The following is a 15129-nucleotide window of genomic DNA, read 5'->3' on the forward strand; positions in this document are numbered from 1 at the left end:
TTTATCAGACCACTTCGGGGCCCCAACACCCTTCGTAGGCAAGTTTTCTCGGTATTTACGCCCTCTGGTGCCGCGAAGAGGTCCGACTTCCTCGGTAGTGGTCCGACCACTTGGCTGGTTACACTGCGCGGCATGCAGAAGGCCACCGTCACCCAGCGGGCCATCGACCAGCTCAAGGCGATGATCGGCAGCGGCGAGCTCCAGCCGGGCCAACGGCTGCCCACCGAGCGGGATCTGGCGGTGCAGCTCGGCATCTCGCGCAGCTCCATGCGCGAGGCGATCCGGGCGCTCACCGTGCTCGGCGCCCTGGAGGCGCGGCACGGATCCGGCATCTACGTCACGCAGTTGGAGGCCGGTGACCTACTGGAGACGTTCGGGGTCGTCGCCGACCTGTCGCGCGGGCCCCGGCTCGTGGAGCTGCTCGAGGTGCGCCGCATCCTGGAGTCGACGGCCACGGCGCTCGCCGCGGCACGGATCACACGTGCGCAACTCGCCGAGGTCGAGGACCACTTGGCGGCGATGGAGGCGACGGACGATCCGGAGGAGATCCTCTCCCACGATCTGGCGTTCCACCGGACGATCGCCGCGGCCGCGGGCAACGACACGATGGCGGCGATCCTGGAGGGTCTGTCCTCCCGGACCTTCCGGGCGCGGGTGTGGCGCGGCTATGAGCAGGAGGGGGCCTTCGAGCGGACCCGTCGCGAGCATGCGCGGATCCTGCGGGCGCTGACGGCGCGGGATCCGGAGGCGGCGCGGGCCGCTGCCGCGGCGCATGTGGGTGAGGTGGAGGAGTGGTTGCGGGGGCAGTTGGGCTGACGCCCCCGGTCGGGCGGGGTTGACGCCGCGGGGCTCTGCCCCGGACCCCGCGCCTCAATCTCCCCCAGCCAACGCTGGGAGGTGCCCCCTGCGGGGCTTGAAATGACGAGACTCAGTCGCCGACCGGGCCAGGTTTGCCGACAGGACTTGAGACGGTCGACCCGGACGCCAGGGAGGAGGCGGTCGGTCCGGCCGCCGCCAAGCTGATCGACTTCTTCGGCAAGCATCTCTGATCAGGCCCGCCTCTGATCAGGCCCGCCTGAAGCCCGGAACCGAAGGCCCCACGCCCACCGCGGGTGTGGGGCCTTCGCGCGCGCTCACTCCGAGGCCGCGACCTCCAACGCCGTCAGCAGCAACTCCAACGCCACCTCGAACGAACTCCCCGCCATCAGCGGCAAGTGCTCGCGCGCAGCACCGAGTTGGGGATGCGTCTCGGCCGACAGGTTCGCGTACTCCCCCGTCCACGCCCGGTCGTCCGCCTCCCGCCGCTCCGCGGGCAGCGCCAGATACGCGGCGTCGAGGGCCGCGTGGCCGAGGACGGTGTCGACGAAGGCGGAGTAGTGCCGCACCGCGTCCTCGTCCCCGAAGCCGGCCCGCTTGAGCAACCCGATCCCCGCGTCGACGGCCCGGAACTCGTGCGGACGCCGCGTCACCCGGTACGCCGCGAGCGCCGCCACCCGCGGGTGCGCGCGGTACCCGCGGTGGATGCGCAGGCCGAACTCGCGCAGCCCGTCGCGCCAGGCCATCCGCTCGGGGTGGAAACCGTCCATGGCCTCGCCGATGAGCCGGTCGGAGACGGCGAGCAGCAGGTCGTCCGTGCTGTGGAAGTAGCGGTACAGCGCGCTCGGGTCGCAGCCCAGGGCCGCTCCGATCCTGCGCACGCTCAGCGCATCGCCGCCGTGCTGCCCGACCAGGCGCAGCGCGCAGTCGACGATCACGTCCTCGGACAGCAGCACCCCCGACCTTGTCAGCTTGCGGCGCCGCCGCTCCACCGGGATCCGCCCTTCCGGCACGGCCCTCTCCCCTCCGTCGCCCGACGCGTCCCGCTTATGACAACACCATTGACGCAAGCTGACAAGGCCGATTTGATCGCGGTCGCCGCCCCCTCGCCGCCCCTCGCGCACCTCCCACCCCCTTTCCGTCCCCGCCTCCCCGGCCATCAGGAGATCGATCATGAGAAGCGAACCACCGGGCCTGCGCCGCTCCCTCGGCCTCGTCGACGGCATCGCCATCGCCGCGTCCAGCACCGCCGCGACCACCAGCATCGGCATCGGAATGGGGTCCCTCGCCGCGACGGTCGGGCTGCACGCGCCCGCGGTCCTGCTCGTCGCGTTCGTGCCGATCCTGGGGATCGCGGTGGCCTACGCGCGGCTGAACCGCCAGGAGCCGAACATGGGCAGCGGCTATGTATGGGTGGGCCGTTCGCTCGGCCCCTGGCTAGGCTTCCTCACGGGCTGGGTCACGCTCGTCGGCACGCTGATCTTCATGGCGTACACGAGCGCGGTGACGGGCTCGGTCTTCCTTCAGTTCGCCAACAAGGCACATCTGCATACGGTGTTGGGGATCGACCTCGACCCGAACTCGACGGCACTTTCGACCGTCGTCGGCCTGCTCGTACTCACCGCCGTCACCGTCACCGCGGTCACCGGCGTCCGCAAAGCGACCCGCCTCCAGGCGTGGCTGCTCGTCTTCGAGTACGTGGTGCTGCTCGGGTTCTGCGGCTGGTCCCTGGTCACCGGCGAGCACGCCTTCCAGTGGTCGTGGTTCAACCCGTTCGACATCCACGGCGGCACGGCCTTCGCGCAGGGCCTGGTCCTCGCGGTGTTCTTCTTCTGGGGCTGGGACGCGGCGTTCACGGTGACCGAGGAGACCAAGGACGTGCGGGACGCGGGGCGCGGCGGACTGATCGCCCTGTTCGCGATGCTCGCGCTGTTCCTCTACGGTTCCGTGGCCTTCCAGCGCGAGATGTCGCTGCCCGAACTGGTCGAGCAGGGCCCACAGGCCCTTACCTATCTCGGCGCGAAGCTCGCCGACGAACCGGTGGCCAGCCTGCCGCTGCTCGCGCTGCTGTTCTCGGCGGTGGCGTCCCTCCAGGCCAGCGTGATCCCGACGGCGCGCGGGCTGCTCGCGATGGGCCGGGACCGCACGATGGGCCAGGTGTGGACGCGGGTGAGTCCCCGCTACGGTTCGCCGGCCGCGGGCACCGTCGTCGTGATGTCGATCGCGGCGGCCGTCGCCCTGCTCGCCTTGGCGATACCGAAGTTGAACGAGATGATCCTCGCCGCCGTGAACTCCATCGGGCTCACCGTCGCCCTCTACTACGGCCTCACGGCCCTCGCCTGCTCGGTCCGTTTCCGCTCACTGCTGCGCACAGCGCCCCGCGAGGCGGTGCGCGCGGTCCTCGTGCCGGGGCTCAGCGCACTCGCGCTGCTCGGCATCGGGGCGTACCTGGCGTACTCGTACGCGACGATGAGCGACCACTTCGAACTGTCGCCGGACAACGGCTGGTTCATGCTGGCCGTGCCCGCGGCGATCGTCGTGTCCGGTCTCGTCATGGCCGCCGTCGCCAAGTACGGGCGCCGCTCCCCGTACTTCAGGACCGGGCGCGGCACGGACGCCGACGCCGTCGAACTGGCCGGGCCGACGGCCAACTGACCGCCCTCTCGTAACACCCGCACATGTACTAGGAGTTGAAAACATGTCCACACCCGCCGACCTCGTCTTCACCGGCGGTCCCGTCCACACCGGCTCCCCCGCCCGCTCGCGCGCCACCACGGTCGCGGTGCGGGGCGAGCGGATCGTCGCCGTAGGCCACGACGAGGTGCGCGAGTTGATAGGCCCGCGCACCGAAGTGGTCGACCTGGCGGGGAAGTTGCTGATCCCCGGCTTCCAGGACGCGCACGCGCACCCCGTCGGGGCGGGCATGGAGATGGGCCAGTGCGATCTGAGCGGCTCGACGACGCTCGCCGCGTACCGGGAGCGGATCGCCGCGTATGCGAGCGCGCACCCGGACGCCGAGTGGATCACCGGGGGCGGCTGGGCGATGGAGGCGTTCCCCGGCGGACTGCCGACGGCGGCCGAGCTCGACGCCCTGGTGCCGGACCGGCCGGTGTATCTGGTCAACCGCGACCACCACGGCGCCTGGGTCAACTCGCGTGCCCTGCGGGCCGCGGGGATCGACGCCCGTACCCCCGACCCTTCGGACGGCCGCATCGAGCGCGACCCGGACGGCACGCCGACGGGCATGCTCCAGGAGGGCGCCGCGAACCTCGTCGGCCGTCTGCTGCCTCCGGTCACCCGCGAGGAGAAGATCGCGGGCCTGCTCCGCGCCCAGGAGCACCTGCACTCGCTCGGCGTCACGGCCTGGCAGGACGCCATCCTCGGCGACCACGCCAACCTCACCGACCCGACGGACGCGTATCTGGCGTGCGCCGACGACGGGCGGCTCACCGCGCGTGTCGTGGGCGCGCTGTGGTGGGACCGCGCGCGCGGCACCGAGCAGATCGGGGAACTGCTCACCCGGCGCGAGGCCGGCACCCGTGGCCGGCTCCGCTCGACGACCGTGAAGATCATGCAGGACGGGGTGGCTGAGAACGGCACGGCGGCGCTGCTCGGCCCGTATCTCGACGGCTGCGGCTGCCGGTCGGACAACAGCGGGATCAGCTTCGTACCGCCCGAGGCGCTGAAGAAGTACGTGACCGAGCTGGACGCCCACGGTTTCCAGGTGCACTTCCACGCGCTCGGCGACCGGGCCGTCCGCGAGGCACTCGATGCCGTGGAAGCGGCACGGGGGGCCAATGGTTGGACGGATACCCGCCCGCACCTGGCTCACCTTCAGGTCGTGCACCCCGATGACATCGGCCGGTTCCGGGAACTGGGCGCGACGGCGAACATGCAGGCGCTGTGGGCCGCGCACGAGCCGCAGATGGACGAGCTGACGATCCCGTTCCTCGGGGCGGAGCGCTCGGCCTGGCAGTACCCGTTCGCGGCGCTGCTGGGGGCGGGGGCGACGCTTGCGGCGGGCAGCGACTGGCCGGTGAGCAGCCCGGATCCGTTGCAGGGGATCCATGTCGCGGTGAACCGGGTGCTGGCGGATGCGCCTGCGGGGACGCCGGTGTTCCTGCCGGAGCAGCGGATCGGGCTGGGCGATGCGCTCGCGGCGTATACCTCCGGTAGCGCGTACGTGAATCATCTTGACGCGGATACCGGGGTCATCGCGGGCGGGTGCCTCGCAGACCTCGTGGTCCTTGACCGGGACCCGTTTGCCGGGCCCGCGACGGAGATCGGCGCGACGCGTGTCGAGCAGACCTTCGTCGGGGGTCAGCGAGTGTTTGCCAGTTGACGCCCAACGGGGCTGGGGCCTCGGGGCTCTGCCCCGGACCCCGCGCCTCAATCGCCGGCGGGGCTTGAGAAACCCGACCCGGCGTCAGTCCACGCTGGGCAGAATGTGCGGCTCCGCAAGATCGTCCTCGTAACCCGCGAGGCGAATCGGCGCCGACCTCGCCCAGACGTCGAGACTGCCAAGCTTCTCCGGCCTGCGTCGGCCGGCCCGCTCGGCTCGGTCCTTCGGGCTCTGTTCGCGATTCGTCTTCTCTGGTGTCACCGCGCACTCCTTGTGTGTCGGGTAACCCGCTTCGGCGGTCCGTCCCTGCGTCGCGCGGGGTCCGGCGCCCGATCGGGCTTGTGTAGAGGGCCAGTTCGGGCGCGGTGGCGCCGGTTGTCGCTCGTTGGGTCGGCCGTGGTTCTCGGTCTGTCCCTGTACGGCCACCATGGGTCGAGGTGTCGGACCCACTTGCGGTAACCGTGCGGCTACAGCCTAACCATATGAGCGGGGGTCCGCTCACTGGGGCTGGAATCTCTGGGTCTTTCGGAGGTCGCCTGGCGTTCATTCAGCCATGGACACCCGTCCAGGCGCGAAGGGTTTTCGCTCGTACGGGGGCACTTCAGGACATCACGGCGTGTCGCCAGGTGGTGTTGACGCGGCCCCAGGCGTCACCCGGGGCCGACGAGGCGCGTGGGACGGGGCGGCCGACGCCGAAGATTGGCGTCAACTCGCCCCCTGCCGCCGGAGGCTAATCGCTCTCGACCGGAACGTTCGCTGCTCGCCCGCGCAGGGTCCGTACAAGGAAGAACGCCCCCACCAGCACGACGACCGCGACCAGGACGAGCAGGTCCGGGACGCGGTCGCCCATGCCGCGCGCCCACTGCTCGGCGGCGAACGAGTTGTCGACGTCGAGGAGTCCGGGAAGCGCCGTCGTCCCGTCGAAGACCAGAAACAGCGTGCCGAGCGCCAGGAAGAACAGACCGGAAGCCAGCGACGTCGAGTGCGTTTCGAAACGGCCGATGCGGACCGGACGGCCGCGCAGCCACCGCTTCCCGCCAAGGTCGAACCGTTCCCACAACAGCGCGAGCAGGAACAGCGGTACGGCCATGCCCAGGGCGTACACCGCGAGCAGCGCTCCGCCGTACACCGGGTGCCCGCCGAGCGCCGCGACCGTGAGGACGCTGCCGAGGATCGGTCCCGCGCAGAAGCCGGCGAGGCCGTAGACCGCCCCGAGCGCGTACACCGACACCGCGTTGGTGGGGCGGATGCGGCCGGAGAGTTCCGACATGCGGCGGGAGGCGAAGCCGCGTCCCGCGATCTGCAGCACCCCGAGCGCGATGATCAGCCAGCCGCCGATGGAGACGAGCAGGTCACGGTTGCCGTAGAAGAATCGGCCCGCGTACGAGCCGGCGGCGCCGAGCGGGACCAGGGTGGTGGCGAGCCCGAGGTAGAAGACTCCAGTGCGGGCGACGAGCCGCGTCGGGCTGTCGATGGAGTACGCGAAGAACGCGGGCAGCAGCAACGCGCTGCACGGGCTGAGCAGCGCGAGCAGGCCGCCGAGGAATGCCGCGAAGTAGCCGATGTCGCTCACTTGCCGCCGCCGGACTTCGCGGACTGTTCCTTCGCGGACCGGTCCTTCGCCGCCTCGATGGCCTGCTCGAAGGCGGCCTCGGGCTGCGCGCCCGCGATGGGCTGGCCGTTGATGAGGAAGGACGGCGTGGAGGTGGCTCCGAGCGCGTACGCCTCGTCGCTGTCCTGCTTCACCGCCGCCTGCGCCGCCTTGCCTGCGCGGTCGGTGCGGAACCGGTCGAGGTCCTTCACCCCGGCCTCGCGGGCGAGCGCGTCGAGGCGGTCCGCGCCGAAGCCCTTGTCCTTGGCGCCGTCGGCGTACGCCGCCTTGTGGAACTGCCAGAAGCGGCCCTGCTGTCCGGCGGCCCACGCGGCGCGCGCGGCGGACTGCGAGTCGGCGCCGAAGATCGGGAAGTTGCGCCACTCGATGCGCAGCGTGCCGTCGTCGACGTACTTCTTCACCAGGTCGGGTTCGGTGTCGCGAGCGAACTTCCCGCAGTAGCCGCACTTGAAGTCGGCGTACTCGATGAGCACCACGGGCGCGTCGGCGCGGCCCTGCGCGAGCGGGTCCTTGGCGTCGCGCCGGGCGAGCTTCACGAGCTTGTCGGTCAGCTCGTCGTTGGCCTCGGTGGTGTCCGCCTGCTGCTGGTCGGCCACGTCGGTACGGGCCTCGGGCCTGGTCGCGGTGTACGAGACGGTGCCGAGGAGGATCGCGGCCACGGCGACGGATGCGGCGATCGCGGCGGTGCGGCGCTGCTTGGCGCGGATGGAGGTGTTCTTGGGCATGACGAAGTCGTCCTTGCGTGCGTGAGGAATGCGTGATGACGGGTGGGGCGGGGCGTCATCTACACGCGCAGGACGGACAGTTCGACCGGTGAGGGCGGATCGTTGGGCGGCGGCGGGCCGCGACCCGCCGGGGTCGGCGGCACGATGCCCGTGAGCGGCGCGGCGGCGCCGTGCCCGTGGGCGTACGCGAGCGGGGCGAGGAGTTCGTGGGCGCTCGTGCCGCGCGTGGGCACGCCCTGGCGACTGTCGGGGGCGTGCTGTCCCTGCGGGTCGCAGTCCGGTGTGCCGGGCGACGCCAGTTGCTGTACGGACGCGAGGGCCGGGGCCGGTTCGACGGGCGCGCCGCCGAAGTCGCTGCCCCATGCCGTGCCCAGCACGGTGACCAGGAGGGTCACCAGCAGAGCGGGAACGGTGAGGCGGCGCATGCGGCAATTCTGCACCATGGGAGAAAGGGGACAGCGTTCACGTCCTGTTGACCGGTGGGTCGGCTCGGCCTCAGTTCGCCATGGTCTGCTTCCGGACAGGCTGCGGAAGAGCTTCGGGAGGAGCCGTCCATGGAACGCGTCGAACTGCGCACCGTCGAGGAATTGATGGCCGCCCTGCACGCCTGCCGGGGCGCCTGGGACGCCCCGGACCGCAGCGGCGACCCCGTCGATCTGCACGACCACGCGCTGCAGACGGCGGCGTTGCTGCGCCGCTCCCGGCCCAGCGACAAGGAGTTGCAGGTCGCGGGCCTCGTCCACGACCTCGGACATCTGCTGTGCCCGGGCGACGACGCGGGACACGCGGACCGGGCGGCGGACGCGGTGCGCGGCCTCCTTGGCGAGCGGGTGGCACAGCTCGTACGGCTGCACGTGCCGGCGAAGCGGTATCTGGCGACGACCGAGCCGGGGCGCGGCCTGTCCCCGCAGAGCGCGCTGACGCTGGGCGTTCAGGGCGGGCCGATGACGCCCCGGGAGGTGGCGGCGTTCGAGGCGGACCCGCATGCCGAGGACGCGGTGACGGTGCGGCAGGCGGACGACGCGGGCAAGGTGGTGGGCCTCGACGCGGGGGTCATGGAGGACTGGCGCCCGGTGCTCGAACTCGTGGCGGCCACCCACGCCTCGTACGTCCGCTAGGTCGGCGGCCTCCACAAACGACCCACGAAGCGTGCACAACTGACACATCGTCATACACCGTGCGCCCGTGAGACCGTACGCGCATGGCTGCGTCCCCGATGGCTCCCACGGATCACCCGCGCGTGCTCGACGGCAGGGCGGCCGTCGTGACCGGTGCCTCGCGCGGCATCGGCCGCGCGATCGCGGAGGAACTCGCAGACTCCGGCGCCCTGTTGTGCGTGACGGCGCGGGATCCGCACGGGGTACGCGAGGCCGTCGCGGCGCTGCGGGCGCGGGGCGCGGAGGCGGTGGGTGTGCCCGGGTCCGTGGCCGATCCGGCGCATCTGTGGGAGGTGACGGAGCGGACGATGGCCGAGTTCGGGCGGGTCGACATCGTCGTGAACAACGCCGCGACCAACCAGCCGTACGGCCCGCTCATGGACGCCGACCCGGACGTCTGGCGCACGGCCTTCACGATGAACGTGGAGGCGCCGCTGCGTCTGGTGCAGTGCGCGTGGCGGGCGTGGATGAGCGAGCACGGCGGCGCCGTCGTCAATGTGTGCACGGAGGGCGCGGGCCATGTCGGCCCGAACGTCGGCGCGTACGGCACCAGCAAGGCGGCGCTGCTGCACCTGACCGCTCAACTGGCGGGCGAGATGGGCCCGTTGGTGCGCGTGAACTCCGTCTCCCCCGGCCTGGTCCGCACCGAGATGGCCCGCTTCGTGTGGGAGCGGGCCGAGGAGTCGGTGGCGGCGGGCCTTCCGGCCGGGCGGATCGGGGAGCCGGAGGACGTGGCGCGCGCAGTGCGCTGGCTGGCCTCGGACGAGGCGTCCTGGATCACCGGGGCGGAGCTGCTCGTGGACGGCGGTACGCGGGTGCGCGCCGCCTCAGCGGGCGGCGCGTCGAACGACGCCGTCCACAAGCAGCTCCGTCACCACTTGCCGGGCTCGTAGTCCTTCAGGAAGACGCCGTACACGTCGTCGCCGGCCTCGCCGCGGACGACGGGGTCGTAGACGCGGGCGGCGCCGTCGACCAGGTCGAGCGGGGCGTGGAAGCCCTCCTCGGCGAGGCGCAGCTTGTCGTAGTGCGGGCGTTCGTCGGTGATCCAGCCGGTGTCGACGGAGGTCATCAGGATGCCGTCGGCCTGGAACATCTCGTGGGCGCTGGTGCGCGTCACCATGTTCATCGCGGCCTTGGCGGCGTTGGTGTTCGGGTGGCCCGCGCCCTTGTAGCCGCGGCCGAAGACACCCTCCATCGCCGAGACGTTCACGACGTACGCGCGTCCGCTCTCCGCCTTCTTCGCGGCGTCGGACATGGCCGGGCGCAGCGCGCTGATCAGGATGAACGGCGACGTGTAGTTGCAGAGCTGGGTCTCGAGCAGCTCGACCGGGGAGATCTGGTCGATGGTCTGCACCCAGGTGTTGGAATCGACGACGTCGGGGACGAGGCCGCCCGCGTCGATCGCGGAGCCGTCGAGGTGCCGCTCGACGCTCGCGTTGCCCGCGACGAGCGCCAGGTCGGCGACCTTCTGGGCGTCGATGCCGCTGGTGCCGATGGGCAGCGCGGCGATGCCGTCGACGGAGCCCGAGTTGAAGGCGCCGATGACGTGGTGCGGCGGCAGCTCTCCTGCGGGCAGCGGCGCGCTCTCGCCGTCGACGAGGGCGGCGTAGGCGGAGGGCAGGCGGCGCACGGTCTGCGTCGCGTTGTTGATGAGGATGTCGAGCGGGCCCGCGGCGGCGACCTGCTCGGCGAGGGCGACGGCCTGGCCCGGGTCGCGCAGGTCGAGGCCGACGACCTCCAGGCGGTGGATCCAGTCCGCCGAGTCCTCCATCGCCTTGAAGCGGCGGATGGCGTCCTTGGGGAACCGGGTGGTGATCGTGGTGTGCGCGCCGTCACGGAGGAGGCGCAGCGCGATGTACATGCCGATCTTGGCGCGGCCGCCGGTGAGCAGGGCGCGCTTGCCGCTGAGGTCGGCGCGGGCGTCGCGCTTGGTCCGGTTCAGGCGGGCGCAGTCGGGACAGAGCTGGTGGTAGAAGTAGTCGACTTCCACGTACCGGGTCTTGCAGGTGTAGCAGGAGCGCGGGCGCTGGAGTATCCCCGCGAACCTGCCCTCCTCGGTCTGCGAGGAAGGCAGGATGCCCTCGGTCTCGTCGTCGATGCGCTGCGCGGACCCGGTCGCCGTCGCCTCGGTGACCGCCTTGTCGTGGGCGGTCTTGGCGGCGCGGCGCTCCTGGCGGCGGCGCTGCTTCACGGTCCGGTAGATGCCGGCGGTGGCCCTGCGGACGGTGATCGCGTCGGGATGGTCGACGTCGATCTCGTCGAGCTCCTCCAGCACACTGAGGCAGACGGCGAGCCGCTCGGGGTCGATGCCGGGGCCGAGGTCGGCGTCGCCGCTCTCGACGGCGTCCGTGGCCTCGACGACCTCGTCGGCCTGGTTGTCCTCTGTCACGGTCATCGCCGCTGCTGTTCCTCGTGTCGCTCGTGCCGCGGCGACACCTGGGGGCCGCGGCTGCCAAAAGGCGGCACCTTACAGGTCACTCGGTTGATCCCGCCAGATCCGGAGGATACTGGCGGGAGCGGCGTCGACCCAAATGACGGCCGTCGGCACCAGCGGCTACGTCAGGTCGCCGCCTTCTCGCACGCCGCCCCGAGCGCGGCCACTTCCTCCCGGATCGCCCGCGCCAGCACGTCGAGGTCCGGTACGGCGCTCGCGTCGGCGACGAGGCCGTAGTGGACCCGCCCGCGGTACGTCGACACCGCCACCGCGAGGGACTGGCCCTGGGCCAGCGGCGCCAGCGGGAAGACCTCGGTGAGCGGGCAGCCGCCCAGTTTCAGGCCGAGGCTGGGCAGCGGCACGCTCGTGACCAGCAGGTCGAAGAGGAGGCGCGCGTTCTGGCCGACGAGGCCGCCGCCGAGCCGGAGGCCGAGCGGTGGGACGTGGTCGGCGAGCAGGGCGACGGCGCCCGCGCCGCGCGTGGGCCCGACGTCCTTGCGCCGGTTCATGGCGGCCCGTACGACCCGCAGCCGCTCCACCGGGTCCGGCTCGGCGACGGGCAGGCGCAGGAGGTAGCCGGAGAGCCGGTTGCCCTGCGGGTGGGCGGTGCGGGGCCTGCGCCGGGAGACCGGGACGAGGGCGCGGGGCTCGACGCCCTCGCTGCCGTCGCCGCGCTCGTCGAGCCAGCGCCTGACGGCTCCGGCGACCACGGCTATCAGCACGTCGTTCACCGTGCCGCCGACCGTCTTGCGGATGCGGTGCACGTCGTCGAGGTCGAGCACGACCCCTGCGGTGCTCCGGGTGCCGCTGGCCTTCGAGGTGAGCGCGGGCGACGTGCGGACGCCCCAGGTGGCGCGGGCGACGGACGCGCCGATGGACACGGCCTGTGTGGCGCTGGTCGCCAGCGCCCGCACATGGTCGGGGTAGCGGCGCGGGTCGAGGTCACCGAGGGTGATCTCGCGCAGGCCGGGAAACGGGAGGCGCAGGCCGCGGCGCGGCGCGGGCGCGTCCTTCGGGGCGCGACCGGCGGGCAGGTCGATCGGGTCCATGACGCCGGCGGCGAGGGTCAGGGCGCGCAGCCCGTCGGCGAGGGCGTGGTGGAACTTGAAGAGCACGGCGAACGACGCGCCGTCGGCGGCCGGCAGCACATGCGCCTCCCACGGCGGGCGGCCGCGGTCGAGCGGGCGCTCCATCAGCGCGCCCGCGGCGGCGTGGAAGTCGTCGACGGGCCCGGCCATCCACACGTGGTCGAGCGGGTCGAAGTCGGCGGCCGGCACGCGGGCCGCGCCGCCGACCGGCACGAGCACGCCGGCGATCCGCATCCGCAGGCCCGCCACGCCCGCGGCGCGGGTGGCGAGCAGCTCGAAGGCGTGCCGGGCGGCTCCGGGGTCGTCGGCCTCGAACACGCCCAACGCCCCGAGGTGCATGGGGTGTTCGGCGGTCTCGATGTTCCAGAAAGTCAGGTCGAGTGGAGCGAGCAAGTCCGAACTCAGAGAGGTCATGAAGGGCTCTCGCGTCGACGACGGTGAGCCCGCAGTCAACCGCCAGCAGTCGATTACGGTCAAGTACGATCATGCCACTCTGCGTTAACAACTGATGAAGACCCGCCCCTCTGGGAGAGGCGGGTCTCATGTGACTCAGTAGACCACTCAAGTGGCGTGTCGTTTACGTCACTTGAGGGCGGGCGGCGCCGCGTCGGCACCGGTCCCCCACGCCGACGGTTCGCCGCCGACGGTGAAGGACAGGTTCCGCAGGCCCCGCAGATCCTCCGTGGTCAGATACGTCTTGTCGTACGCGGCGCCGTCCGTCCGCGCCGACTGGATGTACCGGTTGCCCTCCGAGGTGCCGGGCGCCCGGACGGTCAGCGCGCCCTTCGGGTAGTAGCGCCGGTCGAGCGTGACGTCGACCCGCTCGAAGACGGGCGTCGACAGGCTCCACGTGTCCGTGCCGGGCTGCACCGGGAAGATCCCGATCGACGACAGGACGTTCCAGGCGGACATCGTGCCCAGGTCGTCATTGCCGGTCATGCCGGTCGGGGTGTCGGTGAACAGGGTCAGCGCGGCGTGCACCACGTCGGTGGTCTTCCACGGCTGACCGGTGGAGAGGTACGTGTAGGGCGCGATCAGGTCCGGCTCGTTCTGCGGGTTGTACTTGTCCGCGTTGTAGTAGTCGTACGGGCCGTTGACCCACACCTCGCGGGCGGTCTTCGCGGGGTCCTTCACCAGCTCGTCGTAGGCGAAGAACGAGTCGAGGCGCTTGTTCGCGGCCTCCTTCCCGCCGATCAGATCGACCATGCCGGGCAGGTCCTGCGGGACGAGCCACTGGTACTGCCAGGACGTGCCCTCGTGGAAGCCCTCGCTCTTGGCCGGGTCGGCGGGGCCGGTGAAGGCACCCGAAGCGTCGCGCGCGCGGAAGAATCCGGTCGAACTGTCGTAGATCTTCAGGTAGTTCTGCGCCCGCTCGGTGTACCGCTTCGCGTCGTCCTTGTGCCCGAGCTCCTTCGCCATCTGGCCGAGCATGGCGTCGGACAGGGCGTACTCGAGGGTGGCCGAGGCACCGTGGTCGTAATCGGAGTCGCCGGGCTTCACGTGCTCGCGGTCCTTGATGTACGGCGCGAACCCGTCGGCGAGGTACTCCTTGTTGGCCTCGCGGCCCACGGGGGCGGAGTCGGCCGGCGGCACGCCGTCGGCGTTCTTCTTCAGCGCCCGGTAGGCGTCCTCCTCGTGCCCCTTGAGCAGACCCTGCTGGTAGGCGTTGGTGAGGAAGGGGGTGACCGGGTCGCCGGTCATGATGTTCGTCTCGACCGTGCCGTAGCCCCACTTGGGCAGCCAGCCGCTGTCCTTGTCGATCCGGATCACCGACAGCGCCATGTCCCGCGACTCGCGCGGGGCGAGCAGCGAGAGCAGCTGCGCCTGGGTGCGGTACGTGTCCCAGAGCGACCAGTTCTGGTAGTACGTGAATCCCTTGGCGCGGTGGATCTTCTGGTCCCAGCCGGTGTAGCGGCCGTCGACGTCGCTGCCGATGTTCGGCGCGAGGAACGAGCGGTACAGCGAGGAGTAGAACGTGCGGCGCAGGGTCTCGCTGCCGCCCTGTGCCTTGACGTCGTCGAGCCGGTCCTCCCACGCGGACTGGGCCGCGGCGTGCACGGAGTCGAAGGAACGGGCGCCCTCCGTACGGAGGTTGAGCGCGGCGCCGTGGGCGTCCACGTAGGAGATCGCGGTCGTCGCCTCGACGGTGCGGTCCTTGCTGGTGTCGAAGCGGAGATACGCGCCGTTGCGCTCGGCGTCCGCGGCCGAGGACTTGGAGCCCTCGGTGACGGTGTCACCCTTCCAGGTGCCGGACGTGGCGAAGGGCCGGTCGAACTTGGTGATCGTGTAGAGCGTGTACTGCTTGGTGTCCTGGCAGAAGCCGCTGCCGGTGATGGCGGTGCGCACAGTCCTGCTGTCGAGGATGTCGACCTTGGTGTGCACGGTCTTGTGCAGCGACTGGCCCGCGTTGATCATCACGTTGGCCTTGTCGGTGGCCGGGAACGTGTACTTCTGCACGCCGGTCCGCTTGGTGGCGCTCAGCTCGGCGTCGATGCCGGTCTTCAGGCCCACCTTGTAGTAGCCGGGCGACGCCTTCTCGTCGTCGTGGCTGAACTCGGCCGCGTACTTCGCGTAGTCCGTGCTGCCGATGTCGCCCACGGTCGGCAGCACCGGCAGGTCGCCGCCCAACCCGCAGCCCACGCCGGACAGATGGACGGTGGAGAAGCCGCGGATGTGGTTCTCCGAGTAGTCGTATCCGGTGTTGTGCCCGGTGTCGGGCGAGAACTGCACCATGCCGAAGGGGACGGCGGCGCCCGGATAGGTGTTGCCCTCGTTCTCCGTGCCGATGAACGGGTTGACCAGATCAGTCAGTCGGCCGTCCTTGGACGGGGCCGAGGCCGCGGCGGGTGTCGCAAGGCCGGCGCCGAGCAGCGCGGCGGCCGCGGCGAGCACCCCCAGTGTGCGGCGGACGGGTCTTCTGCGGCTTCTCATCCTGCACCCTTCGACAACGTTGTC

General features: G+C 71.2%; 13 protein-coding genes. 5 read left to right on the forward strand and 8 right to left on the reverse strand.

Annotated features, from left to right (window positions below; all coding sequences use genetic code 11):
* Positions 1 to 132 precede the first annotated feature (132 nt).
* Positions 133 to 816 carry a FadR/GntR family transcriptional regulator gene (locus OHA73_RS04000; protein WP_266717326.1) on the forward strand — a complete coding sequence of 228 codons (684 nt, stop codon included), beginning with the start codon at positions 133 to 135 and terminating at the stop codon, positions 814 to 816.
* A gap of 317 nt (positions 817 to 1133) precedes the next feature.
* On the opposite strand, the gene OHA73_RS04005 is transcribed toward OHA73_RS04000, so the two are convergent.
* Positions 1134 to 1829, reverse strand: coding sequence for a TetR/AcrR family transcriptional regulator (locus tag OHA73_RS04005; protein WP_327654184.1), 696 nt, complete (start codon positions 1827 to 1829; stop codon positions 1134 to 1136).
* Between the two features lie 160 nt (positions 1830 to 1989).
* Between OHA73_RS04005 and OHA73_RS04010 the strand changes: the two genes are divergently transcribed.
* Positions 1990 to 3471, forward strand: a complete 1482-nt coding sequence (locus tag OHA73_RS04010) for an APC family permease (RefSeq protein WP_327654185.1) — start codon at positions 1990 to 1992, stop codon at positions 3469 to 3471.
* 43 nt (positions 3472 to 3514) lie between these two features.
* Positions 3515 to 5158: an amidohydrolase gene (locus tag OHA73_RS04015; RefSeq protein ID WP_327654186.1), complete on the forward strand. Its 1644-nt coding sequence runs from the start codon at positions 3515 to 3517 to the stop codon at positions 5156 to 5158.
* A gap of 84 nt (positions 5159 to 5242) precedes the next feature.
* Here OHA73_RS04015 and OHA73_RS04020 read toward each other — a convergent pair whose 3' ends face one another.
* The 4 genes from OHA73_RS04020 to OHA73_RS04035 all read right to left on the reverse strand — a co-directional run bounded on the left by OHA73_RS04020 (position 5243) and on the right by OHA73_RS04035 (position 7920).
* Positions 5243 to 5419 (reverse strand): hypothetical protein, encoded by a 177-nt coding sequence (locus tag OHA73_RS04020; protein WP_267072111.1) that lies wholly within the window; start codon positions 5417 to 5419, stop codon positions 5243 to 5245.
* 469 nt (positions 5420 to 5888) lie between these two features.
* A complete protein-coding gene (locus OHA73_RS04025; protein ID WP_327654187.1) occupies positions 5889 to 6731 on the reverse strand; it encodes a cytochrome c biogenesis CcdA family protein in 843 nt (280 codons plus the stop codon).
* Positions 6728 to 7495 (reverse strand): DsbA family protein, encoded by a 768-nt coding sequence (locus tag OHA73_RS04030; protein WP_327654188.1) that lies wholly within the window; start codon positions 7493 to 7495, stop codon positions 6728 to 6730. The genes OHA73_RS04025 and OHA73_RS04030 overlap by 4 nt, the downstream gene beginning before the upstream one ends.
* Before the next feature lie 59 nt (positions 7496 to 7554).
* Positions 7555 to 7920, reverse strand: coding sequence for a hypothetical protein (locus OHA73_RS04035; RefSeq protein WP_327654189.1), 366 nt, complete (start codon positions 7918 to 7920; stop codon positions 7555 to 7557).
* A 129-nt stretch (positions 7921 to 8049) separates the two neighbouring features.
* Here OHA73_RS04035 and OHA73_RS04040 point away from each other — a divergent pair, with 129 nt between their 5' ends.
* Positions 8050 to 8613: an HD domain-containing protein gene (locus OHA73_RS04040; RefSeq protein WP_327654190.1), complete on the forward strand. Its 564-nt coding sequence runs from the start codon at positions 8050 to 8052 to the stop codon at positions 8611 to 8613.
* Between the two features lie 83 nt (positions 8614 to 8696).
* Positions 8697 to 9545 carry an SDR family oxidoreductase gene (locus OHA73_RS04045; RefSeq protein ID WP_327654191.1) on the forward strand — a complete coding sequence of 283 codons (849 nt, stop codon included), beginning with the start codon at positions 8697 to 8699 and terminating at the stop codon, positions 9543 to 9545.
* Here OHA73_RS04045 and OHA73_RS04050 read toward each other — a convergent pair.
* The 3 genes from OHA73_RS04050 to OHA73_RS04060 all read right to left on the reverse strand — a co-directional run bounded on the left by OHA73_RS04050 (position 9524) and on the right by OHA73_RS04060 (position 15105).
* Positions 9524 to 11047, reverse strand: a complete 1524-nt coding sequence (locus OHA73_RS04050) for an SDR family NAD(P)-dependent oxidoreductase (protein WP_266717311.1) — start codon at positions 11045 to 11047, stop codon at positions 9524 to 9526. The genes OHA73_RS04045 and OHA73_RS04050 overlap by 22 nt on opposite strands.
* Before the next feature lie 164 nt (positions 11048 to 11211).
* The gene (locus tag OHA73_RS04055; RefSeq protein ID WP_327658403.1) at positions 11212 to 12579 is read right to left on the reverse strand and encodes a wax ester/triacylglycerol synthase family O-acyltransferase; all 1368 of its coding nucleotides are present in this window, start codon (positions 12577 to 12579) and stop codon (positions 11212 to 11214) included.
* Positions 12580 to 12756: 177 nt separating this feature from the next.
* Positions 12757 to 15105 carry a GH92 family glycosyl hydrolase gene (locus OHA73_RS04060; RefSeq protein WP_327654192.1) on the reverse strand — a complete coding sequence of 783 codons (2349 nt, stop codon included), beginning with the start codon at positions 15103 to 15105 and terminating at the stop codon, positions 12757 to 12759.
* Positions 15106 to 15129 lie beyond the last annotated feature (24 nt).

The sequence above is a fragment of the Streptomyces sp. NBC_00483 genome, assembly GCF_036013745.1.
Taxonomy (GTDB): Bacteria; Actinomycetota; Actinomycetes; order Streptomycetales; family Streptomycetaceae; genus Streptomyces.